Source organism: Burkholderia sp. S171 (assembly GCF_009766085.1).
Taxonomy (GTDB): Bacteria; Pseudomonadota; Gammaproteobacteria; order Burkholderiales; family Burkholderiaceae; genus Caballeronia.
In genome coordinates this window covers 412,495-414,892 of the sequence record NZ_LMUF01000010.1, presented here as the reverse complement: position 1 = coordinate 414,892, position 2,398 = coordinate 412,495, and the positions used below count along the sequence as shown (strand labels likewise).

General features: G+C 61.9%; 2 protein-coding genes. Both read left to right on the top strand.

Going from position 1 to position 2,398, the window contains the following annotated elements:
- A partial coding sequence (locus GSQ93_RS07580; protein WP_367889742.1) for a molecular chaperone occupies positions 1–801 on the top strand: 801 nt, incomplete at its 5' end.
- A 187-nt stretch (positions 802–988) separates the two neighbouring features.
- Positions 989–2,398: fimbria/pilus outer membrane usher protein (locus tag GSQ93_RS07575; protein ID WP_158935025.1), on the top strand; the 1,410-nt coding region annotated here is incomplete at its 3' end.

Below are 2,398 nucleotides of genomic sequence, written 5' to 3'. Positions count from 1 at the left end.
GCATCAATCATGAAGTCCATTAGTCGAATTGCATGTGGTTTGGGTCTGGTTGCGGCCCTCGCTGCGGCCCTCGTGGCCGGCAGTGCGAGCGCGAGCGTGACCGTGGGCGGCACGCGGGTGGTGTATCCCCTTGAAAATCGTGAGGTAACGGTCAAGCTCACCAACGATCGCGCTGAACCGTCGCTGGTGCAGGTCTGGATGGACAAGGGCAACGCGGACGCGAAGCCGGGTGAAGCGAGCGCGCCGTTCGTGCTGACGCCGCCGATCTTCCGCATGGATGCCAACAAGTCGCAGACGCTGCGCATGATGTACACGGGCGATGCGCTGCCGCAGGATCGCGAGTCGGTGTTCTGGCTGAACGTGCTGGACGTGCCGCCCAAGACCGCGAAGGTCTCGGACACGAACACGAATACCAACACGAATACCAACACGAATACCAACACGCTGCAGTTTGCGTTTCGCACCCGCATCAAGGTGTTTGCGCGTCCGAAGGGCTTGCCCGGCTCGGCCGACGAAGCGCCGTCGAAGGTGACCTGGAAGCTGGTGCCGTCTGCCGATAACAAAGGCTACGACGTGAAGGCGACGAACCCGACCGCGTACTACGTGTCGTTCAGCAAGATCGGTGTGGTGGGTGCCGGCCAGACCTATACGAACGACATCGGCGGGATGGTTGAGCCACGCGGCACCGCGCAGTTTCCGATCAAGAACTTGAAATCGATTCCGGCCAACGCGCACGTCAAGTACCAGGGTATCAGCGATTTCGGCGGCGCCCTGCCGTTCGACGCGCCTATCGCCCAGTAGGTCCTGTAGGTCCGATCGTAAGGCTTCGCCCCTCACCGGGGCGGATTGAAGGTGTCGCGGGCCATACCGAGCCGACGCCTTCCCCGAACACCCAAGCACCCAACACGCGTTTTACCGAACGGACTGTTCCGAACAGCCCGGTGGGTCAACTCGCGTCTGAATTGACCCAATCATCGCAGGCTGAATCATGAAACTCTCTGCTCAAACCGCCTTCCATGCTCAGTACCCGGTCGCATTCCGGCTGCGCCTGAAGCCGCTTGCCGCGATCACTTTCTCGATGATGGCGTGTGGTGCAATTTCTCAAGCCGTGGCGGATGTCGCGATCACGCCGCAAACCCAGATCGGTGCCGTCGAGGAAGTCAGTTTCGACAACATGTATCTGCGTGGCGATGCGGGCAGCGCAGTCGACACCAGCCGTTTCACGCGCGGCAACGCCGTGACGCCGGGAACGTATTCGGTCGACCTGATCGTGAATGGCGCGCGTCTGGCGCGTGAAGACATCCGCTTTGTTTCGACTGACGGCAAGCTGGGCTCAAAGCCCTGTTTCAGCCGCGCGTTGTTGCAGCGTGCGGGCGTGGATCTGGCAAAGGCCGATGCGGCCGCGGGACGTAGCGTGAGCACGACCAATGCCGACACCTACGATGAAATTGCCACCATCGTACCCGGCGCAACGGTCGATTTCGACTTCACGCAGCAGACGCTCGAACTGAGCGTACCGCAAGCGTTCATGAAGAATTCGGCGCGCGGTTATGTGCCGCCCGAGCAGTGGGACCAAGGCGTCAACGGTGGTTTCATCAGCTACAACGCAAACACGTATCACACAGCGGGATCGGGCGTGGGTTCGAGCCAGAGCTACCTGGGCTTAAGCGCGGGTCTGAACATTGGCGCATGGCATATCCGCCATCAATCGTCGGTGTCGGCCGCGACGGGACAAAAGACCCAATTCGACAACATCGCGACCTACGCGCAGCGCGATATCACCAAGCTGGGCTCGCAACTGACCGTGGGCGATACGAGCACGACCGGCGAGATCTTCGACAGCGTGTCGTTTCGCGGCGTGCAACTCGCGACCGATGACCGCATGCTGCCTGAATCGATGCGCGGTTACGCACCGGTCGTGCGCGGCACGGCGGAAACGAACGCACGCGTGACGATCCGCCAAAACGGCCAGGTGCTGCAGGAAACGAATGTCGCGCCGGGCCCGTTTGAAATCACCGATCTGTACTCGACCGGCTACGGCGGCGATCTGGTGGTGACCGTGACCGAAGCCGATGGCCGCAGCAAGGAATTCACGGTGCCGTTTGCATCGGTGGCGCAATTGCTGCGCCCGGGCGTCACGCGTTTCAGCGCAACCGCCGGCCAATTGCGCAACGATTCGCTCGATACGAAACCCGTCTTCGCCCAGTTCACGATCCAGCGTGGTCTCACCAACACCGTCACCGCTTATGGTGGCGTGGTGGCATCGAGCGGATATGGCGCCATGAACGTGGGCGGCGCGTTGAACACGGGCGTCGGCGCGTTCTCGATGGACGTCACGGGCGCGTTCACGAGCATCCCGAACGCGCAATCGATGCACGGCACGAGCTTGCGGGTGGGC